Source organism: Microbulbifer donghaiensis (assembly GCF_900129095.1).
In the GTDB taxonomy this organism is placed as follows: domain Bacteria; phylum Pseudomonadota; class Gammaproteobacteria; order Pseudomonadales; family Cellvibrionaceae; genus Microbulbifer; species Microbulbifer donghaiensis.
Window position 1 is genome coordinate 1641093 of the sequence record NZ_FQVA01000001.1, and the last position, 21027, is coordinate 1662119.

Annotated in this window: 18 protein-coding genes; 13 read left to right on the plus strand and 5 right to left on the minus strand. The window is 61.5% G+C overall.

Going from position 1 to position 21027, the window contains the following annotated elements; translation table 11 throughout:
- The first annotated feature begins 154 nt into the window (after positions 1 to 154).
- The 7 genes from nirB to BUC36_RS06930 all read left to right on the plus strand — a co-directional run bounded on the left by nirB (position 155) and on the right by BUC36_RS06930 (position 8658).
- The gene (gene nirB / locus BUC36_RS06900) at positions 155 to 2692 is read left to right on the plus strand and encodes a nitrite reductase large subunit NirB (RefSeq protein WP_073273030.1); all 2538 of its coding nucleotides are present in this window, start codon (positions 155 to 157) and stop codon (positions 2690 to 2692) included.
- Between the two features lie 38 nt (positions 2693 to 2730).
- On the plus strand, positions 2731 to 3114 hold the full coding sequence (nirD, locus tag BUC36_RS06905; RefSeq protein ID WP_073273032.1) for a nitrite reductase small subunit NirD: 384 nt from the start codon (positions 2731 to 2733) through the stop codon (positions 3112 to 3114).
- A 2-nt stretch (positions 3115 to 3116) separates the two neighbouring features.
- Entirely contained in the window at positions 3117 to 5798 is a 2682-nt protein-coding gene (locus BUC36_RS06910; protein WP_073273034.1) for a nitrate reductase, read from the plus strand.
- 100 nt (positions 5799 to 5898) lie between these two features.
- The gene (gene moeA, locus BUC36_RS06915) at positions 5899 to 7152 is read left to right on the plus strand and encodes a molybdopterin molybdotransferase MoeA (RefSeq protein WP_073273036.1); all 1254 of its coding nucleotides are present in this window, start codon (positions 5899 to 5901) and stop codon (positions 7150 to 7152) included.
- A gap of 3 nt (positions 7153 to 7155) precedes the next feature.
- Complete coding sequence (locus BUC36_RS06920; protein WP_073273038.1) at positions 7156 to 7566, plus strand: VOC family protein; 411 nt, start codon at positions 7156 to 7158, stop codon at positions 7564 to 7566.
- Between the two features lie 55 nt (positions 7567 to 7621).
- On the plus strand, positions 7622 to 8356 hold the full coding sequence (locus BUC36_RS06925) for a dienelactone hydrolase family protein (protein ID WP_073274655.1): 735 nt from the start codon (positions 7622 to 7624) through the stop codon (positions 8354 to 8356).
- Entirely contained in the window at positions 8353 to 8658 is a 306-nt protein-coding gene (locus BUC36_RS06930; RefSeq protein WP_073273040.1) for an antibiotic biosynthesis monooxygenase family protein, read from the plus strand. Before BUC36_RS06925 ends, BUC36_RS06930 begins: the two co-directional genes overlap by 4 nt.
- 18 nt (positions 8659 to 8676) lie before the next feature.
- Here the strand turns inward: BUC36_RS06930 and soxR are convergent, their stop codons facing one another.
- Complete coding sequence (soxR, locus tag BUC36_RS06935) at positions 8677 to 9135, minus strand: redox-sensitive transcriptional activator SoxR (protein ID WP_073273042.1); 459 nt, start codon at positions 9133 to 9135, stop codon at positions 8677 to 8679.
- Between the two features lie 114 nt (positions 9136 to 9249).
- Between soxR and BUC36_RS06940 the strand changes: the two genes are divergently transcribed.
- From BUC36_RS06940 to BUC36_RS06955, 4 genes are all read left to right on the plus strand, one after another.
- Positions 9250 to 9435, plus strand: coding sequence for a hypothetical protein (locus BUC36_RS06940; RefSeq protein ID WP_073273044.1), 186 nt, complete (start codon positions 9250 to 9252; stop codon positions 9433 to 9435).
- Complete coding sequence (locus tag BUC36_RS06945) at positions 9432 to 10646, plus strand: MFS transporter (protein ID WP_084535674.1); 1215 nt, start codon at positions 9432 to 9434, stop codon at positions 10644 to 10646. The genes BUC36_RS06940 and BUC36_RS06945 overlap by 4 nt, the downstream gene beginning before the upstream one ends.
- Positions 10647 to 10729: 83 nt before the next feature.
- The gene (locus tag BUC36_RS06950; RefSeq protein ID WP_073273048.1) at positions 10730 to 11695 is read left to right on the plus strand and encodes an ABC transporter ATP-binding protein; all 966 of its coding nucleotides are present in this window, start codon (positions 10730 to 10732) and stop codon (positions 11693 to 11695) included.
- Positions 11692 to 12453, plus strand: coding sequence for an ABC transporter permease (locus BUC36_RS06955; protein ID WP_073273052.1), 762 nt, complete (start codon positions 11692 to 11694; stop codon positions 12451 to 12453). The genes BUC36_RS06950 and BUC36_RS06955 overlap by 4 nt, the downstream gene beginning before the upstream one ends.
- A 268-nt stretch (positions 12454 to 12721) precedes the next feature.
- On the opposite strand, the gene BUC36_RS06960 is transcribed toward BUC36_RS06955, so the two are convergent.
- On the minus strand, positions 12722 to 13357 hold the full coding sequence (locus BUC36_RS06960; protein WP_073273057.1) for a TetR/AcrR family transcriptional regulator: 636 nt from the start codon (positions 13355 to 13357) through the stop codon (positions 12722 to 12724).
- Positions 13358 to 13493: 136 nt separating this feature from the next.
- Here BUC36_RS06960 and BUC36_RS06965 point away from each other — a divergent pair, with 136 nt between their 5' ends.
- Together BUC36_RS06965 and BUC36_RS06970 are read left to right on the plus strand one after the other, a co-directional pair.
- On the plus strand, positions 13494 to 14612 hold the full coding sequence (locus BUC36_RS06965; RefSeq protein WP_073273061.1) for an efflux RND transporter periplasmic adaptor subunit: 1119 nt from the start codon (positions 13494 to 13496) through the stop codon (positions 14610 to 14612).
- A gap of 119 nt (positions 14613 to 14731) precedes the next feature.
- Positions 14732 to 17929, plus strand: a complete 3198-nt coding sequence (locus BUC36_RS06970) for an efflux RND transporter permease subunit (protein ID WP_084535676.1) — start codon at positions 14732 to 14734, stop codon at positions 17927 to 17929.
- Between the two features lie 34 nt (positions 17930 to 17963).
- Here the strand turns inward: BUC36_RS06970 and BUC36_RS06975 are convergent, their stop codons facing one another.
- The 3 genes from BUC36_RS06975 to BUC36_RS06985 form a co-directional block, all read right to left on the minus strand.
- Positions 17964 to 18845: a glycerophosphodiester phosphodiesterase family protein gene (locus BUC36_RS06975; RefSeq protein ID WP_073273063.1), complete on the minus strand. Its 882-nt coding sequence runs from the start codon at positions 18843 to 18845 to the stop codon at positions 17964 to 17966.
- Positions 18846 to 18961: 116 nt separating this feature from the next.
- Entirely contained in the window at positions 18962 to 19612 is a 651-nt protein-coding gene (locus tag BUC36_RS06980; protein WP_073273065.1) for a vWA domain-containing protein, read from the minus strand.
- On the minus strand, positions 19612 to 21018 hold the full coding sequence (locus BUC36_RS06985) for a hypothetical protein (RefSeq protein ID WP_073273067.1): 1407 nt from the start codon (positions 21016 to 21018) through the stop codon (positions 19612 to 19614). The genes BUC36_RS06980 and BUC36_RS06985 overlap by 1 nt, the downstream gene beginning before the upstream one ends.
- Positions 21019 to 21027: the final 9 nt, after the last annotated feature.

A 21027-nucleotide genomic window follows, 5' to 3' on the forward strand; every position in this document is an offset into this window, starting at 1 on the left:
GTTGGCACAGACTTTGAATAGCTATCTGTACCAACACAATTTATCCCCAAACGAGGCAACGGCGCCTGGACTCTTCGGCAGAAGAGGAGGCGCCCGTGCCGAGTTGCCCCGCCCCTCCCTGCCGATCACTCCGAACAAGATGGCAGGAACTCAAATGACGGAACCACGCGTTAGACAAAAACTGGTCGTTATCGGCAACGGCATGGTTGGCCACCATTTTCTCGAACAGCTGGCCGCGCAAGCCGAGCGGGAGGCGTTCGACGTTACCGTCTTCGCTGCCGAGCCCAGACCCGCCTATGACCGGGTGCACCTGTCAGAATACTTCGCCGGGCGCTCCGCCGATGATCTCGCCCTGGGCACGCTGGAGCAGTACCGGGAGTGGGGCTTCGACCTGTTGCTGAACGATACTGCCGTGGAGATCGATCGCGAAAACAGGACAGTCATCTCCGCCAGTGGTGTGGCCAGGCAATACGACCGGCTGATCCTTGCCACCGGTTCCTATCCTTTCGTGCCGCCCATTCCCGGTGGCGAGCATGAAAAGTGCTTTGTCTATCGCACCATCGAAGACCTGGACGCGATCCGCGCGGCTGCCAGCGATGCCCGCGTCGGCACCGTCGTCGGTGGCGGCCTGCTCGGCCTGGAAGCGGCCAACGCACTGAAGCAGCTGGGACTGCAAGCCCATGTGGTGGAGTTCGCGCCGGGACTGATGTCCATGCAGCTGGACGCCGGTGGCGCGCAGTTATTGCAGGACAAGATCCAGGATCTGGGGGTCACTGTACACACCTGTACCGCGACAGAAATGATCGAGGAAGTGGACGGCCGCCTGCGCATGCGCTTCAAGGGCGACAGAGAGCTGCTGACAGACCTGATCGTCTTCTCCGCCGGCATCCGCCCCGAAGACAATCTCGCCCGTGCCGCGGGACTCGAAATCGGCGAGCGCGGCGGCATCGTCATCGATGACTCCTGTCGCACTTCCGATGCCAACATATTCGCCATCGGCGAGTGCGCCCTCTACGACAACCGCATCTTTGGCCTGGTTGCGCCCGGCTACGCCATGGCCCGCAATACCGTGGCGCAGCTGTGCGGTGATTCCGCGAGCTTTACCGGCGCCGACATGAGCACCAAGCTCAAACTGCTCGGCGTGCAGGTGGGATCCATCGGCGACGCCCACGGCCGCACCGAAGGCGCCGCGGCCATCACCTTTGTCGATGAACAGAACGGCGTCTACAAACGCATGATTACCGATGCCCACGGCAAAAAGCTGCTGGGCGCAGTGCTGGTCGGCGATACCGAGGATTACGATCAGCTGCTGCAATATCACCTGAACGCTATCGACCTGCCGGAGCACCCGGAGCAACTGATCCTGCCCGCCGCTAACGGCGCCGCCCCGACACTGGGCGCCGGAGCACTGCCCGCTACCGCCACCATCTGCTCCTGCCACAACGTCAGCAAGGGGCAGGTTGTCGACGCCGTCGGCGGCGGCTGCTGCTCACTGGCGGAGGTAAAGGATTCGACCAGGGCCTCCACCGGCTGCGGCGGCTGTGCGGCGCTGCTGAAAAATGTCGTCGACGAGGAGCTGTCGGCACTGGGTGTGGAAGTCAACAATCACCTTTGCGCCCACTTCCCGTTCACCCGCCAGGAGCTGTTCCACATTTTGCAGGTGGAGGAAATAAAAACCTTCGCCGAGCTGCTGGCAAAGCACGGCAGCGGCCGCGGCTGCGAAATCTGCAAGCCCACCGTGGCCTCCATTCTCGCCTCCCTGTGGAACGAGCACATTCACAAGAAGCCCCACGTTGGCCTGCAGGACACCAACGACACGTTTATGGCGAATATGCAGAAGAACGGCAGCTATTCGGTGGTGCCGCGGGTGCCCGGTGGCGAGATAACCCCGGACAGGCTGATCGTACTCGGTCAGGTTGCCAAGAAATACAACCTCTACACCAAGATTACCGGCGGCCAGCGCATCGACCTGTTCGGCGCGCGGCTGGAGCAGTTGCCGGAGATCTGGCGCGAACTGATCGACGCCGGCTTCGAGACCGGCCACGCCTACGGCAAGTCCCTGCGCACAGTGAAGTCCTGTGTCGGCAGCACCTGGTGCCGCTTCGGTGTTCAGGACAGCGTGGCCATGGCGCTCGAGATCGAGAACCGCTACAAGGGCCTGCGCTCACCGCACAAGATCAAGATGGCGGTTTCCGGCTGCACGCGCGAATGCGCCGAGGCACAGAGCAAGGATGTCGGTGTCATCGCCACGGAAAAGGGCTGGAACCTGTTCGTCTGCGGCAACGGCGGCATGCGCCCGCGCCACGCCGACCTGTTCGCAACGGATATCGACAGCGAGACACTGATCAAGTACATCGATCGCCTGCTGATGTTCTACGTGCGCACTGCAGACAAGCTGCAGCGCACTTCGGTGTGGCTGGAGAACCTCGAGGGCGGTCTCGACTATCTGCGCGAAGTCATCATCGACGACAAGCTGGGAATCTGTGCAGAACTGGAAGCGCAGATGGCCAACGTGGTCGGCACTTACCAGTGCGAGTGGAAAACGGCAATCAACGATCCGGACATGCTCAAGCGCTTCCGCCAGTTCGTGAACAGCGATGAAGCGGATGAAAAGATCGTCTTTGTCGAGGAACGCAGTCAGCCGCGACCGGCACGACAGGAAGAGATAGTGCGCATCGCCGAGCCGGCCTGAACCACTTACCTACAGAAATCAATTTCCAGGAGCAAACCATGAATCAAGTTGCCATAACCCGCACCCAGTGGCTGCCAATCTGCCAGCGATCAGATTTGGTAGCCGATTCCGGAGTGTGTGCCCTTGTGGGCGATACCTTTTCAGACTCCGCAGAGAGGAGGAGTGTCGCCCTGTTTTTTATTCCCGGCCAGGAGACACAGCTGTATGCGGTGGACAACTGGGACCCGATTGCGCAGGCGGGTGTCATCGCCCGCGGCATAGTCGCGGAAGTTGACGGAGAGCTGACGGTTTCCTCTCCGCTGTACAAGCATCACTTTCGCCTCAGTGATGGCGTCTGCATCGAGGACGAGAGCATCAGGCTCGACGTCTACCCGGCAGCCTTCGACGGCGAGAGCGTGTGCATCGCCGTCGACAAATCCTGACCATGACCATCAGCGAAACCTTTCGCGCACAGCGGTCGTGCACCACCTGCCCCTACTGCGGTGTCGGCTGCGGGGTGTCGGCCACGGTCAAGAACCGCGGTGCCGGTGATCTGGTGACCGTTGCCGGCGATGAAACGCATCCGGCAAATTTCGGCCGCCTGTGCGTCAAAGGCTCAGCACTGGCGGACACTCTCGGCGAGCGCGGCCGCCTGCTGCGGCCGCGGCTGCACGGGCAGGAGTGCGACTGGGAGTCCGCCATGGATTTTATGGCCCGCGAGTTCCGCCGCACGATCAAGGAACACGGCCCGAATTCGGTCGCCTTCTATTTGTCCGGCCAGCTGCTCAGCGAAGACTATTTTGTCGCCAACAAACTGATGAAGGGATTTATCGGCAGCGGCAACGTGGACACCAACTCGCGCCTGTGTATGTCGTCGGCCGTCGCCGCCTACAAGCGTGCCTTCGGCACCGACGCGGTGCCCTGTTGTTACGAGGATCTGGAACTGGCCGATCTGGTGGTGCTGGTCGGCTCCAACGCCGCCTGGACCCACCCGATACTCTTCCAGCGTATGCAGGCAGCCGGCACCCGGCTGGTCGTCATAGATCCCCGCGCCAGCGCCACCAGCACCATGGCGGATCTACACCTGGCGATTACGCCGGGCAGCGATGCGGCGCTGTTTAACGGTCTGCTCAACTACCTGATCGAGCAGAACAAACTGGACGGTGAATTTATTCGCCAGCACACGCAAAACTTTGCCGCGGCTGCGGCGGAAGCCGGTAACTGGTCACTGACCAGAACAGCGGCGAGCTGCGGCGTAACGGAGGCAGAACTCATAGCGTTTTTTCAGTTGTTCGCCGCCACGGAAAAGACCGTCAGTTTCTATTCACAGGGCATCAACCAGTCCAGCAGTGGTACCGACAAAAACAACGCCATCATCAACTGCCACCTGGCCAGCGGCCGTATCGGCAAGCCCGGCTGCGGCCCCTTTTCCATTACCGGACAGCCCAATGCGATGGGCGGACGCGAGGTGGGCGGGCTGGCGAATATGCTGGCCGCGCATATGGACTTCACCACCGAAAATGTCGATCGCCTGAGCCGCTTCTGGCGCTCCAACTCCGTCGCCCTGAGACCCGGCCTGAAAGCGGTGGATCTGTTTCGGGCCGTGGAGAGCGGTCAGATCAAAGCCATCTGGATCATGGCTACCAATCCCGCGGTCAGCATGCCCGACGCCGCGCGGGTCGAACAAGCCCTGAAGAAATGCCCGCTGGTGGTCGTCTCGGACTGTGTCGCCGACACCGATACCGCGCGCTGTGCCGATCTGCTGCTGCCGGCGACGACCTGGGGAGAGAAGAATGGCACCGTGACCAACTCCGAGCGCCGTATCTCGCGGCAAAGATCTTTCCTGCCGGCGCCGGGCGAAGCGCGCCACGACTGGGAAATCATCTGCGATCTCGCCACACGCCTGGGCTACGGCGAACAATTCGCCTATCGACACCCGGTGGAAATTTTTCGCGAACACGCCGCGCTGTCCGGTTTCGAAAACCGCGGCAGCCGCGCCTTCGATATCTCGGCACTGGCCCACCTCAGCCGGCGCGAATACGACGCCCTGCAACCGCTGCAGTGGCCGGTCAACAGAAAAAATCCCCACGGCAGCCAGCGGCTGTTTGGCGATGGAAAATTCTATACGCAGAGTGGTCGCGCGCGTTTTGTGCCGATACAACCGAGCGCACCGCTGCAGCGACGCAGCGATCAGTTTCCACTGTATCTGAACAGCGGCCGCCTGCGCGACCAGTGGCACTCAATGACACGCAGCGGACGCGCGCGCAGACTGCTTGACCACAGCGAGATGCCGGAGATTCAGCTCAATCCCGCCGATGCCGCAAACTATGGCATCGAGGATGGCCAGCTGGTAGAGCTGCGCAGCGCGCGCGGTCGGATGCGCGGTCGCGCGTCACTGACAAACGCGCAAAAAGCCGGCGAGCTTTTCGCCCCTATTCACTGGAGCGAAACACTGGCGCAGGACAGCCGCATCAGCGCGCTCGCCGAGCCGGTCATTGACCCCCATTCCGGCCAGCCCGAGTTCAAGCAGCTGCCGGTACAATTGCGGCCGCTGTCGGCCAACAGTTACGCGACCCTGCTGTGTCGGGAAGCGCTCGCCGGCAACATGCAGCGATGGCTCGAGCAGCAGCATACGGACCTGTTGCACTGGTATCGCCTGCCATGCGAAGGCGGCTATCGCTATGAGCTGGCGCTGCACCAGCCGCTGGACGGGCGCGCGCTGGGACAACAACTCCTGATGGAGTCCCAGCCCCTTCACTGGCAACACCTGCAGTCGCTCCGCGGCATGCGCTGGCTGGCCTATGGGCGACGGCTGGAACTACTGATTTTTACCGATGACGACTGGCGCAGTTTGCCTGACCGGCGCGCACTGGAAGAGCACCTTGCACAGCCATTGCCGCCAGAGCCGGCACAGCTGCTACAGAATGCCCCGGCCGGCGCACAGGTGGTGTGCAGCTGCATGCAGGTTTCTCGACAACAGATCGACGACGCCATACAAGAAGGCATCGACTCGGTAGAGGGCCTCGGCGAGCAACTCGGTTGTGGCACCAATTGCGGCTCCTGCAAGCCGGAGCTCGCCAGTATTCTGCAGATGAGCGGCTGGGCGCGGGACGAGCAGGTTGCCTGACGACCGCACGTCTCCGCCGGCAAAGCGTCAACCGCAGGTTTGCAATTCCTCGTTATCGCGCTAATGTCCTGTAACCATCGATAATTAAAAGAACCCCGCCATGACCGCCGATACCTGCCACCAGCCGGGCCTGCTCTCCGTGGATCAGGCCCGCGCGCAGTTACAACTATCCATTGCTCCGCTGAGCGAAACCGAATCCCTGCCGCTGGAACTGGCCTGCGGCCGTGTGCTGGCCGCACCGGCGCGCTCTAGGCTGGACCTGCCGACCTGTGACAATTCCGCCATGGACGGCTACGCCCTCTGCGGTGAAGCGCCCTATGTCGTGGTGGGTAAGAGCCTCGCCGGGCACCCCTACCGCGCAAGCCTGAACAGCGGTGAGTGTGTGCGTATCACCACCGGTGCCGCGCTGCCGGACGGCGCAGACCGGGTGGTAATGCAGGAGCAGGCGCAGCTGCAGGCGGGGCAACTGTTGCTGAACAAAGCGACGAAAGCCGGCGACCACGTCCGCTATCGCGGTGAAGATGTGCGTGCGGGGGATATGCTGCTCGAATGCGGGCGCAGACTCGGCGTGCCGGATATCGCATTGCTCGCCGCCGCTGGAGTCGGCGCGGTAACCGTCGTGCGCAGAGTGCGCGCCGCGCTGCTGTCCGTCGGTGACGAGCTGCGCCCGCTGGACACGGCTCCGGAAGCGCTCGGCATCGGGGATATTTACGACAGCAATCGCATTGCCCTGAAAGCCACCCTGCAACAACTGGGTCTGGAAATCATCGATCTCGGCTGCCTGCCGGATCAACCGGCAGCGATACGGGACGCACTGGCGCAGGCTCGCGACCGCGCGGATATCATCATCAGCAGCGGTGGCGTTTCCGTCGGTGAAGCGGATTTTACCCGCGCGGTACTGGAAGAACTCGGCCAGCTGGAACTCTGGCGCCTGGCGATCAAGCCCGGCAAACCCTTTGCGTTCGGTCGCCTGCCGAAACAAAACGGTGAAACACTGTTTTTTGGCCTACCCGGCAATCCGGTATCGGCGCTGGTCACCCTGTATCAACTGGTGTTGCCGGCGCTGGAAAAACTACAGGGCGTGTCCGCGGAAAAATGCCAGCCGCCTTTCACCAGCCGCGCACGGCTACTGAATCCGATCCGCAAGTCACCGGGGCGCACCGACTTTCAGCGGGGCTACACCTACCGGGATGACGACGGTATTCAGGTCGTCAAAAGTACCGGCATCCAGGGCAGCCACATTCTCTCCGGCTTTGCCGAAGCCAACTGTTTTATCGTGCTGCCGCAGCACAGTGGCAATTGTGAAACCGGTGACTGGGTCACCGTAGAACCCTTCCGGAAACCCCTGATCTAAGCGATGTTACAGATTCAACAAATCGACCATATTGTCCTGCGGGTAAGAGATCTGCAGCCGATGCTGGATTTTTATCTGGGCGTATTGGGCTGCACCATGGAACGCGAACAGAAAGATATAGGACTCTATCAATTGCGCGCCGGCAGCGGTCTTATCGACCTGGTGCCGGTCAACCAGCAACTGGGTCGCGCCGGCGGCGCGCCGCCCGGTACGGAAGGCCGCAACCTGGATCACCTGTGTTTGCGTATAGAACCCTTCGATGCCGAGGCCATCATTACCTATCTGCGCCACAAGGGCGTGGCGCCGGGTCCGGTGGAATCCCGTTACGGTGCCGAGGGCGAGGGTCCATCGATTTATGTAACCGACCCCGAAGGCAATGTGGTGGAACTCAAGGGTGCGCCCTGGCGAAACTGATGCCCTTCCCGGCACAAGCTTCAGAACTGAAAAATCGATGCGCGGAGAAAAGTATATGCACAGTGAAACCGTAGACTACGCAGTAGATGGTCAACCGTTTAGCGGTTATCTCGCCTACGACGACAGCATCGGCGCCAAGCGGCCCGGCATTCTGGTCCTGCACGAGTGGTGGGGACACAATGAATTCGTGCGCGAACAGGCCGATAAACTGGCCGCGATGGGCTATACCGCCTTTGCACTGGATCTGTTTGGCACCGGCAAGCAGGCGGACAACCCGGCTGACGCCGCTGAGCTGATGAACACTGCGATCAATACCCCCGGCGCCATCGAAGCGCGTTTCCGCGCGGCGCTGGAGTGGCTGCAGCAAAACGACTCCGTCGACCAAAGCCGTATCGCTGCCCAGGGTTATTGCTTCGGCGGTGCGGTAGCGCTGAACATGGCGCGAATGGGGCTGGACCTGCAGGGCGTGGTCAGTTTTCACGGCAACCTGAGCAGCGAAATCAGGATGACACCCGGCACCATCAAAACCGAGATTCAGGTGTACACCGGCGGCGCCGACGATATGATCCCGGCGGAACAGGTGGCGGCCTTCGTCGAGGAAATGCAGACTGCCGGCGTCAAGTTCGAACTGACCAGCTACCCGGGCGTCAAGCACGGCTTCACCAACCCCGCCGCCACCGAGCGCGGCGAGAAATTCGGCATTCCCCTCGCCTACAGCGAGGCGGCGGCGACGGATGCCTGGAACGGCGCCGCGGCTTTCTATAAAAAACTGTTTGGCATGCAGTGTTGATTCTGGAAACCGCCATCCTGGATATAAAGCCGGGGCAGACAGCGGCATTTGAAGCGGCATTTGCCGAAGCACAGCCGATCATTGCCTCGATGCCCGGCTATATATCCCACCAATTGCAGCAGTGCGTGGAAAAGGACCATCGCTACCTGCTGCTGGTGCACTGGGAGAGGCTGGCGGACCACACCGAAGGGTTCCGGCAATCCGCGGGGTACCAGCAGTGGAAGGCACTGCTGCATCACTTTTACGATCCGTTTCCCGAAGTGGAACACTATCGACGGGTGGTGGAATCACCGCCCCCCTGAATATGTGATCGTTGCGGCTCAGGCGGGCTTCAGGTACTGGGCGCCGCTGCCCTGCTCGGCGGCCTTGTCCCCGGGATTGCGCAGCGGACAGCCATCCATCGACAGGCAACCGCAACCGATACATTTTTCCAACCGATCGCGCAGTCTCGTCAGTTGCTTGATACGCAGGTCCAGATCTTCGCGCCAGCGCGCCGATAACTTCGCCCAGTCTTTCGCATTGGGCGTGCGACTATTCGGCAGCGTCTCCAGGGCAGCGCGAATCTCCGCCAGTGGAATACCGGTAGTCTGTGCCACCTTGATGATCGCTACCCGCCGCAAGACATCGCGCCCGTAGCGGCGCTGGTTGCCATCGGTTCGCCAGCTGCTGATCAGCCCCTTACTCTCGTAAAAGTGCAGCGTACTCACCGCCACGCCGCTGCGCTCGGCGACCTCGCCCACCGTCAATTCCCGGCGCAATCCACAGCTGCTTTTCGTCATAGCGATCTCCCATCTCCCGTATAGCGAATTTCTATCGTCGCGCGGGATTGACCTCAAGTTAACTTGAGCTTTTACACTGCGCCGCATTCAAATGCAACCCGAAGGAACATTACCGTGACAAGGAACAATCGCCCCAACAGCGGCACACATGCCGCACGCACAGTCCCCGGCAACGGCTTTATCGTATTTCTGGTCGCGGCACAGGCCCAGAGCCTCGCACTGGCCACAGATCTGGCGCACACCTACGAGAAGGGACCCCAGTCTGCCTTGAGAAATATCGACGAGGAGACGAGCCGGTGAAGTCCCTGCCCTTATCCGCCGCCCTGCCCGTTGTGACAGCAGCGCTGCTGTCGCGCCGCATCACCCTGCTGTGCCTGGCGGCCCTGACCGTGATGTCCGGAGCCACCATAGCTCCATCACTGCCAGCGCTGCAGAGTCATTTCGCCACGGCAGCCCACAGTGAACTGCTCACCCGCCTCGTGCTTACGTTACCGGCACTGTTTATTGCCATCAGTGCCCCCATCGCCGGCACCCTGTCCGACCGCTTCGGCCGCTTGCCACTGCTGCTGGCCTCCGTATTACTCTATGGTCTGGCCGGGCTTTCCGGACTGTTGCAGGACAGCCTGGCTGGGATCCTCGCTGGCCGGGCGCTGCTCGGAATCGCGGTGGGCGGCACCATGACCTCGGTGACCGCGCTGGTAGGAGACTACTTCTCCGGTCGCGAGCGGGAAATCTATATGAGCCAGCAAGGCGCCTTTATCAGTTTGGGGGGCGTGGTGTTTCTGATCGGCGGTGGCCTGCTTGCCGACCTCCACTGGCGCGCACCCTTTGCAATTTATGGTCTCGCGCTGGCACTGGTGCCCGCCGTATTGCTGTTTCTGCACGAACCGCGCCGCGACAGCGAATCGGATAGCGGCACCCCTACCGGCCTAACCCCTGCCAGCCCGGAATTGCTGGCGGCCCTTTTAATCGCCGCGCTACTGAACAGCCTCGCATTTTTCCTGATTCCAACCCAGCTGCCGTTTCGGCTGCAGGAAATCGGTATCAGCCAGCCGAGCCTGACCGGCCTGGCAATCGCCGGCGGCAATCTGCTCGGCGCCTTTTCATCGCTGCTTCTCTATCGCCGCATTCGCGCGCTACTCGGGCCGCTGGGAGTTTTTGCCTTCAGTTTTGCGATCATGTCCGCCGGGCTGACACTCATTTCCACTGCCACAACTTTCAACTCGGTGATGACGGCCACGGCAATTTACGGTATCGGCATGGGCACTATGATGCCGCACCTGTTCGCCACCGCTATCCAGCTGGCTCCGCCTCGCATAAGGGGCCGCGTATCCGGCGGACTCGCCGCCAGTATCTTCCTAGGCCAATTCCTGTCGCCGCTGGTGAGCCAGCCGTGGATCAGCCGGTTCGGCCTCGCCAGCGCTTTTGCCGCCATGGGGCTACTGCTGGTAATGCTCGCGGGTTTCTCCGCAACAGCCTTACTGTGGCGTAGAATCAGAAACACTCAGTGAATCATTTTGCGCTAGGATGTAGATCCATCCGGCGCCAGTACGACCAGCTAGATAACTGAAAAAATTTTTGCCAAGGAGACAAAGTGGAACCGATTATTTCCGTCAGGGGGCTCGGCAAGACCTACGCCGGTGGCTTTACCGCGCTGAAGAATGTGGATCTGGAAATCCGTCGCGGGGAGATCTTCGCCCTGCTGGGCCCCAACGGCGCCGGCAAGACAACCCTGATCAGCATTGTCTGTGGCATCGTCAATCCGACCGCGGGCCGTGTCAGCGCCAGCGGCTTCGATATACAGCGCGACTACCGCATGGCGCGCAGTGAAATTGGCCTGGTGCCACAGGAGCTGGCGACCGACTCATTCGAAAGCGTCTGGGCCACGGTCAATTTCAGCCGCGGCCTGTTTGGCAAGGCACCGGACCCGGCCTACATAGAGAAGCTGCTGCGCCAGTTGTCCCTGTGGGAGAAAAAGGACAGCCGCATCATGTCCCTGTCCGGCGGCATGAAGCGCCGGGTCATGATTGCCAAGGCGCTGTCCCACGAGCCCAGTATCCTGTTTCTCGACGAGCCGACCGCCGGCGTGGACGTGGAACTGCGCCAGGACATGTGGGATATGGTGCGCGGTCTGCGCGAATCCGGGGTCACCATTATCCTCACCACCCACTATATCGAGGAGGCCGAAGAGATGGCGGACCGGGTCGGCGTCATCAATCGCGGCGAGCTGGTACTGGTAGAGGACAAGCACACGCTGATGCAGAAAATGGGTGAAAAGGAACTCAGCCTGCACCTGCCGGAGCCGCTGCAGACGGTACCGGAGATCCTGGCGGACCTGCCACTGACGCTGAGCGCCGACGGCAGCCAGCTGGTATATCGCTTTGATATCAAAAGCAGCGACACCGGAATCGCCGAACTGCTGCGTCGCCTTAATGACGCCAATATCGACTTCCGCGACCTGCACACCCGTGAAAGCTCGCTGGAGGAAATCTTTGTCGGTCTCGTGAAAGGAGCACGCCAGGAACAGCAAGCACAGTTGACCAAGGAGACTCAGGAATGAACTGGTACGGTATTCGCGCCATTTATAAATTTGAAATGGCACGCACCTGGCGCACGCTGATGCAGAGTATCGCTTCGCCGGTCCTGTCCACGTCGCTGTACTTTATCGTGTTCGGCGCTGCCATCGGCTCGCGCATGGGAGAGATTGACGGGGTCAGCTACGGCGCCTTTATCATTCCCGGCCTGATCATGCTGTCGCTGCTGAGCGAGAGCATCTCCAACGCCTCGTTCGGGATTTTCTTCCCGAAATTTTCCGGCACCATCTATGAGGTGCTGTCGGCACCGGTGTCGCCCTTCGAAATCGTTGCCGGCTATGTGGGCGCGGCGGCGACCAAGTCGATCGTTCTCGGGGTACTGATCCTGGTCACGGCGCGCTTCTTCGTCGACTATGAAATCCTGCACCCCTTCTGGATGCTCGGCTTTCTGGTGCTGACCGCCGTCACCTTCAGCATGTTCGGCTTTATCATCGGCGTCTGGGCCGACGACTTCCAGAAACTGCAGATCATTCCGCTGATGGTGATCACGCCGCTGACCTTCCTCGGCGGCGCCTTCTATTCCATCAATATGCTGCCGGAGCTGTGGCAGAAGATCACCCTGTTCAACCCGGTGGTCTACCTGATTAGCGGTTTTCGCTGGTCTTTCTATGGCGTGGCGGATGTAAATGTCGGCATCAGCCTCGGCATGACCCTGCTGTTCCTGCTGTTGTGCATGGCCACCGTCTGGTGGATTTTCCGCACCGGCTATCGCATCAAGACCTGACCTTTGGGGCCTCGACCGGCCCTGCTATCGGCAGCCGTCCGGCAAAAAACCTGATCGGTAAATATTTGCCGGACGGCTGCCGATAGCAGGCCCTCCACCGAAGTGCGTTCACGACCATTTAAATCTATTGTCAGATTATGGGAATAGCACGCGGCAAGGTCCCGCTGCCGGTGGTCCCATGGGAAATAGTTACCGAACAGGTTTTTTCCCATGGGACCACCGGCAGCGGGGCCGGATCGAAATCTTCGACCCGGCGAGAAGCAATCTTTTATTTGCCGTAGGCGCGCAGGAACGACTGCACCACCAATTCCGCCCGCGTGCGGATTTCCCCTTCCCCCGGCACTTCGCTATCGCCAATCAATACGCGCATATGCCGGCATCCCATCAGCATGCCGAAAAACTGCTCTGCCGCCACCGGCGGATCCTCGACCCGCAACATGCCGAGTTCCGCAGCCCGCCTCAATAATTGCTCCATGCCCCCCAGAGTGCGCTGCGGGCCAGCCCCGAAAAACAGGCGCGCCATTTGCGGCTCCCGCGGCGCAACCGCGCACAGCAGTCGCAACAGGCGAATGGAATCCTCACTGTCGATCATGGTCAGGAAGGCCACGCCAATCCGCTTCAATACCTCCGCTACCTTGTCACCCTCTCCCAGTGCAAACATCGGCAGCGGCATCTGGTTTTCGCACTTGGCCTCAATCGCCGCGGTGAAGAGCGTCTCCTTGTCGGAGAAATGGCTGTAGACAGTGAGCTTGGACACCCCGGCTTCCGCGGCCACCGCATCCATGCTGGTGCCGGCAAAGCCCTGGGTCAGGAACAGCTCCTTGGCCGCATCGAGAATGGCCCGGCGTTTGGCCGGATCCTTGGGGCGACCGCGGGATGCGGTCACTGCAGTCTGCTCAGACATAGCGCTCCATTTACTGGACTCATGAGTTTAATAAATTTACTATACTGGCCAGTATAGCATTAGCCGCACCGGTCGGCGCCCGATGCCACGGCGGCAATCCCCCTGCCACACCATCCGTAAAGGAAGGGAACCCTTTATGTACCGATCTTTTTTGTTCGCGGCGCTGCCGCTCTGTCTGGCCCTGACGGCCTGCTCCCCTGCCGAATCCCACAACGATGAGGAAAAGCCGCGCCCCGCGGTCATGGTGCGCCCGCAGATCGCCAGTGCGCAGCAGGATGTCTTTCCCGGAGAAATCCACGCACGCTACGAATCGGCCCTGGCCTTCCGTATCGGCGGCAAGATCAGCCGGCGACTGGTAGAAGTCGGCGACCGGGTGGCCCGAGACCAGCCACTGGCGGAGCTCAGTGCCGAGGATCTGCAACTGCAACTGGACAGCGCGCGCGCCCGCCTGCACTCCGCCGAAGCGGAGCAGCGTCTCGCCCGCAGTGAGCTGGAACGCTACCGCAAGCTGCGTGAACGCCAGCTGGTCAGCAGCTCGCAGTTCGATACCGCGCAAACCCGCTTCGACGCCAGCAGCGCACAACTCAAGCAGGCGCGCGCACAACTGGCAGTTGCCCGAAACCAGGCCGACTACGCCGTACTGAAAGCCCCGCAGGCCGGCGTCATTGCCCAGCGCCAGGCCGAGGCCGGACAGGTGGTAGCCGCCGGCCAGGCGGTTTTCGCCCTGGCCGCAGATGGCGAGCGCGAGGTCCGTATCGACCTGCCCGAGCAGGGTATCGGCCGTTTCGCGGTAGGCCAGGAGCTGGCACTGGAACTCTGGTCGCAGCCGGGGCAGCTCTTCCCGGCGCGTCTGCGCGAACTCTCTCCCGCGGCGGATCCCGCCTCCCGCACCTTCGAGGCGCGGGTAGCTTTCGACAACAAAGTCGTCGGTGCAGAACTCGGCCAGAGCGCGCGGGTTTTCGTCAACACCGGCGCCAGCGCACAGTTGCTGGCCGTGCCCATGTCCGCGGTTACCGCCGACGGTGGCCAGCCCTTCGTATGGGTGCTGGATCCGCTCCGGCAAACCCTGCACAAAACGCCGATTACCGTCGGTCCCTATGGGGAGGAGCAGGTGCCGGTGCTGACCGGCCTGCAGCCGGATGACTGGATTGTCGCCGCCGGCACTCACCTGCTGCGGGACGGCCAGGCGGTGCGGCCGGTGGACAGAATGAACCGCCCGATCGACCTCGACAGGTCGCTTGCACATCAGGAATAGACAAATCCGAATCCGGTAGTTTTGTAGGATGGGCAAAGGAGCGCAGCGACGTGCCCATCAAAGCCGCGGAAGATGGGCACGCTTCGCTTTGCCCATCCTACAGTCAGGGAATAGCTTCCATGCGTTTTAATCTCTCCGAATGGGCCCTTAAAAACCGCCCGCTGGTGCTCTACGCCATGCTCGTGCTCAGCCTGCTCGGCGCCATTTCCTACACCCAGCTCGGGCAGAGTGAAGACCCGCCGTTTACGTTCAAGGTGATGGTCGTCAATACACTGTGGCCCGGTGCCAGTGCCGAGGAAGTGTCCCGCCAGATCACCGAGCGGGTGGAAAAGAAACTGATGGAGACAGGTGACTACCAGCGCATCACCTCCTTTTCCCGCCCCGGACAGTCGCAGGTTCTGTTCGTCGCCCGCGACAGCATGCGCTCCAGCGAGATCCCCGACCTCTGGTACCAGGTGCGCAAGAAAGTCGGCGACATTCGCCACACCCTGCCAGCGGACATTCGCGGCCCCTTCTTCAACGACGAGTTCGGCACCACGTTCGGCAATATCTATGCGCTGACCGGAAGCGGCTTCGACTACGCGCTGAAGAAAGACTACGCCGAACGCCTGCAGCTGGCGCTGCAGCGGGTCAAAGACGTGGGCAAGGTGGAACTGCTCGGCCTGCAGGACGAGAGAATCTGGGTCGAAATCTCCAACGCCAAGCTCGCCTCCCTGGGCATTCCGATGAGTGCGGTACAAAGCGCGTTACAGGCGCAGAACAGCGTCGCCGATGCCGGCTTTGTCGACACCGTCAGCGACCGTGTGCGCATACGCGTGAGCGGGCAGTTCCAGTCGGTGGAGGAGATCCGCCGCTTCCCGATCACCGCCGGCAACCACACCCAGACGCTCGGCGATATCGCCCTAGTGCAGCGCGGTTTCAGTGATCCACCCCAACCGCGTATGCGCTTTATGGGCGAGGACGCCATCGGCATCGCCGTATCCATGAAGGCCGGCGGCGATATTTTGCAACTTGGTGAAAGCCTGGACGGCACCTTCGCCGAGCTGCAGCGGGATCTGCCAGTGGGACTGGAACTGCACAAGGTTTCGGATCAGCCGGCGGCGGTCAAGCGCGGCGTCGGCGAGTTCCTGCAGGTGCTCGCCGAAGCGTTGGCGATCGTGCTGCTGGTGAGCTTCTTTTCTCTCGGTATGCGCACCGGACTGGTGGTGGCCCTGTCGATCCCCCTGGTGCTGGCGATGACCTTTGCCCTGATGCACTATTTCGGCATCGGCCTGCACAAGATCTCCCTCGGCGCGCTGGTGCTGGCACTGGGCCTGATGGTGGACGATGCCATCATCGCCGTGGAGATGATGGCCATCAAAATGGAACAGGGGCTGAGCCGTTTGAAGGCCGCCGGTTTCGCCTGGACCAGCACCGCCTTTCCAATGTTGACCGGCACCCTGATTACCGCCGCGGGATTTTTGCCGATCGCCACGGCACAGTCGGGTACCGGCGAATACACGCGGTCGATCTTCCAGGTGGTCACCCTGTCTCTGCTGGCCTCCTGGATCGCCGCCGTGGTGTTCGTGCCCTACCTCGGTGATCGCCTGCTGCCTGATTTCTTACCCAAAGGGGCCTCTCACAACAGCAGCGGTGCAGTACACGACCCCTACGCTAAACCCTTTTACCGCCGCTTTCGTCGGCTGGTGCAGTGGTGCCTCCGCCACCGCAAAACGGTTATCGTCCTGACGCTGGCGATTTTCGTCGGCTCACTGGCGCTGTTCCGCCTAGTGCCACAGCAGTTTTTCCCCTCCTCCGGCCGTCTCGAGTTGATGGTGGACCTGAAGCTCGCCGAGGGCGCCTCCCTGCAGGCCACCGAGTACCAGGCCAGTCGGCTGGAGGCGTTGCTGGATCAGAACGAGCTGGTGGAAAACTATGTGGCCTACGTCGGCACCGGCTCGCCGCGCTTTTACCTGCCGCTGGACCAGCAGCTGCCGGCCGCCAGCTTGGCCCAGTTCGTGGTACTGACACGCAGCGTGGACAACCGCGAGGAAGTGCGTCGCTGGCTGATCGAAACGATGCGCGAAGAATTCCCCACGCTGCGCTCACGTATTTCACGGCTGGAGAATGGCCCGCCGGTGGGCTACCCGGTGCAGTTCCGCGTTTCCGGCGAACATATTGCCGAAGTGCGCGACCTGGCCCGCGCCGTGGCGGACAAAGTGCGCGCCAATCCGGCCGTGGCCAACGTCCACCTGGACTGGGAGGAACCGAGCAAATCGGTGCACCTGAACATCGACCAGGCCCGCGCCCGCACGCTGGGTGTCGACTCCGCCTCCCTGTCGCGGGCACTGCAGAGCTCCCTCACCGGTATTACCGTAAGCCAGTATCGCGAGGACAACGAGCTGATCGACGTGCGGGTGCGCGGCGCCGAGGGCGAGCGCCACGCCCTGCGACAGCTCGGCAATCTGGCAGTGCAGACTTCCGGCGGGCACAGCGTGCCGCTCAACCAGGTAGCGACGCTGGAATACGGTTTCGAAGAAGGGGTGATCTGGCACCGCGATCGCTTGCCGACTGTCACCGTGCGCGCGGATATTTACGGCGCGCAACTGCCGGCGACAGTGGTCGACGAAGTCTGGCCGCGCCTGGCCGACATACGCGCGCAATTACCGCCGGGTTACCTGCTGGAAATCGGCGGTAGCGTGGAGGAATCTGCGCGCGGCCAGCAGTCGGTCAATGCCGGCATGCCGCTGTTCGTACTGGTGGTCATCACGCTGCTGATGCTGCAACTGCGCAGTTTTTCCCTGTCCACCATGGTGTTCCTGACCGCACCGCTGGGTATTATCGGCGTCACCCTGTTCCTGCTGCTGTTCCGCCAGCCGTTTGGCTTCGTGGCCATGCTCGGCACCATCGCCCTGGCCGGGATGATCATGCGCAACTCGGTCATCCTGGTGGACCAGATTCAGCAGGACATCGCCCAGGGGCTCAGCCCCTGGGACGCCATCGTCGAATCCACCGTGCGTCGCTTCCGCCCGATTGTGCTGACTGCACTGACAGCGGTACTGGCGATGATCCCGTTATCGCGCAGTGACTTTTTCGGCCCCATGGCGGTGGCCATTATGGGCGGGCTGATCGTCGCCACCGCGCTGACGCTGCTGTTTCTGCCGGCACTATACGCCGCCTTCTTCCGCGTCAGGGAGGAGCCGCTTGGGGAGGAGATAACCGGCGAGCGACAGGCCGGCATACTGGCCCGCACTATTGCGCAGCTAGGCGCACTGCTGGCCGGCGCCTGGCAGTCGGTGATTCGCAAGGCGTCTCGGTCGTCGGGCCCGACTCGATAATTCCTTGCCGCGCGCTATAGCGGGCGTGCGGCAATCAGCGCCGCCCAGCCCGCTCGAGCAGCGCCAGTAGGGTATCCGGGCGATCGCTGACCAGGCCGTCCAGCCCCAGATTGATATAGCGCTGCATATCCGCAGTTTCGTTGACGGTCCAGGCGGACATATGCAGATTGAGTTTTCTCGCCGCACGCATCAGCCGCCTCGAGAATACCGGGATGCCGAAGTAGCGCATCGGCAGCTGCATGGTCTGGTAAGCCGGCCGCAATAACCTTTCGGCGTGCAACAACTGTGCAACAAAGAACAGCATGGCATCCAGTGTCGCAGCGCCGGTGGCCACCTCCGGGCACAGGCGGCGAAAATGATTGATGACGCCCTGGTGAAAAGTGGAAACAATCACCTGGCCGCGCTTGTCCGACCGGCGCAGGCTTTCGCACATGGCTTCCGCCGCCCGCCGGCTGTTGTTTTTCAGCTCGATAATCATCGGCGTATCGGGCAGTGCCGCAAACACTTCATCGATGGTGACTATCTGCAGCGGGTTTTCCCGGTAGGGAAATCTGTCGCCATCGCGGCTCCAGTTGTGCCCCACGTTCAGCTGGCGCAACTGCTGCAGGGTCATATCCAGTACGGCCCCCCGGCCATCGGTGGTACGCTCCAACTGCGCGTCGTGCATCAACACCAAATGGCCGTCTGCGGTGAGGTTGACGTCCATTTCCAGCGCGTCCACCCCCAGCTCCACCATCTGCTGAAAATACAGCAATGTATTCCCCGGGTAGAGACCGTTACCCGATTCGTCACCGTGGGAAATTACCAGCGGGCCCTCTTTTTGCGGCAGGGAAAGCAGCGAGGGCGGTGCGGGGCGCGACCGTGCAAACAGCCACAGCAGGAAAAGTAATACGCAGAAAAGTGTTGGCCAGAACATTGGTCCGCCGATGTCATCAAACTAAGAATTGCCTGCGGTCGCGGCAAGAACGCGGCCGGGAGCGGCAGCCCGAGCTGGCTGCCGCTTAAGTGCCCCTGGGCACATGCGGAAATACTTTATGGCAGTACTTTTTCCAGCCGTTCCAGATCGTTGACGACCCGCCAGCTGCCGCCGCTTGCCTCGACGCGGCTCTGCCACTGCTGCAGGCGACCCAGATATTCGTTGGGATCCAGGTTGTCGCTGCGCAGCTTGGTCACATTCAGGGCCACCAGGCTGAAACCGTCCAGTTGCAACGGCACGTCGCGGTTATAACCCTCCTTAAGCTCCTCCTTGAGGTCGGAGAAAATCAGGATGGTCTTGCGACCCGGTTCCTTTTCGTTCAGGTATTCCACCGCCTGCAACAGCCCTCCGGTAATATCCGTAAAGGCAGCGGGCTGGGTCTCGTCGACAAACTGCTGTATCGATTGCTGGAAGGCCTGCTTCTGCCGGTTGGTGACGCTGGGGCGGTCATCGAAAGTGACCTTGGCCTTGATATTTTTCTCGCTGAAACTACCCGTATTGATACTGGCTACCGCAAAGGTATCGCCGGGATTCATTTTGGCGAGGGTGTAATTGATAACCTGCTGCGCCTTGTCCAGCTCCTGCGTATAGGTGCCGGACGTATCGATCAGCATATACACGCCCTGATTGCGCGCCACCGGCTCGCCGCAGGCGACCAGCAATACGGCGCCGGCAAGGACTATCAGATGTTTTATCGGGTTGTTCATCAGGCCTCCTCAGCGGTTGCCGTGCCCGCCGCCGCAGTGCGCCAGCTAATGTACTTGGCTTCGAGCCACAGGGGGAAGAAAATGACGATGTCATACAGCCGCACCAGCAGCGAGCCGCAACGCAGCGATGCGGTACCACTCAGGCGCAACAACACGGACAGGACACGCAGGAAGAAAGTGGTCAGCAGGCCGATGACTGTGCGTGCGGATGCGATAAAGTTTTCCAATGGAATAGCGACGAAAGTCAGCGCAAACGGCAGTATGAAGCCCATCCCCATCTGCGCCGCGGTGGTTATCCAGTAAACCCCACCGGTCGCCGCCTCGACTTCGCCGCCGCGCAACTGGGCGCTCACGGCCAGATCTTCCTGCATCAGTATCTCGCGCATAAAGGCCAGACCCGCCTCGACGGAGGCAAGGAAAAACAGCAGCGCGAAAGCCGCCCACATCATGCGCATGCGCAGCTTGTCGCTCAGCGCACTGATCACCGGAAAGAGCCGCGTAATACGCAGGCACTCCATCAGGAAGAGTCCCATGGTGATCTCCACCAGGATAATCACCAGCGCGGAAATATCCGCCACCTTGAAGCTGCCGATATAGCTGGTGCCACCGACCATCTCGGTCATCGGCCGCGCGATCAGGTGGAAATTAATCAGCGCGCCGCCCACGGCGATCGCCAGCACGAAGGAAGCAATAAAGAACTGGCTCAGGGAAGAGGATGACAGCATACGCAGAGCGCGGTCGCTGCCCTGCTGTATTTCCTCATAGCGCTCCATGTGGCCATCGAGCACCTTGGCGCGACTGATCACCGAGTCGACACTCTTGTTGACCCGTCCGAGCGTGGACAGCATCGAACGCCAGTTGGGCATCATGCGTTTCAGCAGCTGGTGGCGCTCGCGGGCGGACTCGCGGTAGGCCTCCAGCGCTTTCGCCTCCGCCTTGCGCATCGAGTGGTGAATGGTTTCCAGTACGTCGCCGACCACCGGATCGCTCTTGGCGGGAATCTCTGCCACCGCCTTGATCGCCTTGGACCAGTTGGTCGGCTCCGGCGGTACCTCGGCACTGCGCACATAATCCTCATCGATCGCGGTCAACTGCTCGCACAGGCGGCGGTGCAGCGCGGGATATTGCGCCAGCTCCTTTTTCATCGTGTGCTCGATACGGTCGAACTCCCGCTCCACGTGACGCTCTGCCGCCTCACGGCCAGCCGCCAGCAGCACCTCGCGGTTGCGGTCCTGCAGGCGCTGTTCAGCATTCGCCACTGCATTGGCGCCCAGGCGCAGGGACTGGTGGAAAAAACGCGCCAGGGCGTAGATGCCCTGATGTACAGGTTGCCGAGCAACAAATAGCGCCACCAGCGCCAGCACAAACCACAGCCAGAGCGGCAGGCTTTCCAGTAATTGAGTCACGGTATTGCC

Coding starts and splice junctions, on each gene's coding strand:
- BUC36_RS06970 (WP_084535676.1), top strand. CDS start 14,732: ATGCGTTTTAATCTCTCCGAATGGGCCCTTAAAAACCGCCCGCTGGTG.
- nirB (WP_073273030.1), top strand. CDS start 155: ATGACGGAACCACGCGTTAGACAAAAACTGGTCGTTATCGGCAACGGC.
- soxR (WP_073273042.1), bottom strand. CDS start 9,135: ATGACGAAAAGCAGCTGTGGATTGCGCCGGGAATTGACGGTGGGCGAG.
- BUC36_RS06975 (WP_073273063.1), bottom strand. CDS start 18,845: ATGTTCTGGCCAACACTTTTCTGCGTATTACTTTTCCTGCTGTGGCTG.
- BUC36_RS06965 (WP_073273061.1), top strand. CDS start 13,494: ATGTACCGATCTTTTTTGTTCGCGGCGCTGCCGCTCTGTCTGGCCCTG.
- nirD (WP_073273032.1), top strand. CDS start 2,731: ATGAATCAAGTTGCCATAACCCGCACCCAGTGGCTGCCAATCTGCCAG.
- BUC36_RS06920 (WP_073273038.1), top strand. CDS start 7,156: ATGTTACAGATTCAACAAATCGACCATATTGTCCTGCGGGTAAGAGAT.
- BUC36_RS06955 (WP_073273052.1), top strand. CDS start 11,692: ATGAACTGGTACGGTATTCGCGCCATTTATAAATTTGAAATGGCACGC.
- BUC36_RS06960 (WP_073273057.1), bottom strand. CDS start 13,357: ATGTCTGAGCAGACTGCAGTGACCGCATCCCGCGGTCGCCCCAAGGAT.
- BUC36_RS06925 (WP_073274655.1), top strand. CDS start 7,622: ATGCACAGTGAAACCGTAGACTACGCAGTAGATGGTCAACCGTTTAGC.
- BUC36_RS06910 (WP_073273034.1), top strand. CDS start 3,117: ATGACCATCAGCGAAACCTTTCGCGCACAGCGGTCGTGCACCACCTGC.
- moeA (WP_073273036.1), top strand. CDS start 5,899: ATGACCGCCGATACCTGCCACCAGCCGGGCCTGCTCTCCGTGGATCAG.
- BUC36_RS06980 (WP_073273065.1), bottom strand. CDS start 19,612: ATGAACAACCCGATAAAACATCTGATAGTCCTTGCCGGCGCCGTATTG.